The organism is Achromobacter sp. SIMBA_011, assembly GCF_046535435.1.
GTDB lineage: Bacteria > Pseudomonadota > Gammaproteobacteria > Burkholderiales > Burkholderiaceae_B > Achromobacter > Achromobacter dolens.
The window spans coordinates 1-244 of the sequence record NZ_JAWRWN010001065.1 but is presented as its reverse complement, the minus strand read 5'-3'; the positions used below and the strand labels follow the sequence as shown (position 1 = coordinate 244).

Below are 244 nucleotides of genomic sequence, written 5' to 3'. Positions count from 1 at the left end.
GGATGCTCATCGCGAGACCGCGCTCGGCGGGTCCGAACCAGGCCATCACCGCGCGTCCGCTCGAACCGTTGACACTGCCGCCGAGCAAGCCGATGGCGAGGAACCCCGCTTCGAGCAGCGGCAATCCCGGCACGCGCGTCTCGGTCGGCGTGACCCACACGGCCATGGCGAGCAGCGCCGCCGCCGTCGAGACGAGTCCCGTGAGCAGCACGCGCCGGTCGCCCCAGCGGTCGGTGAGCATGCC

1 protein-coding gene is annotated in these 244 nt (G+C 72.5%); it reads right to left on the bottom strand.

Annotated features, from left to right (window positions below; translation table 11 throughout):
- The coding region (locus tag SB816_RS34290) for an MFS transporter (RefSeq protein ID WP_410548534.1) at positions 1-244 on the bottom strand (244 nt) is incomplete at both ends.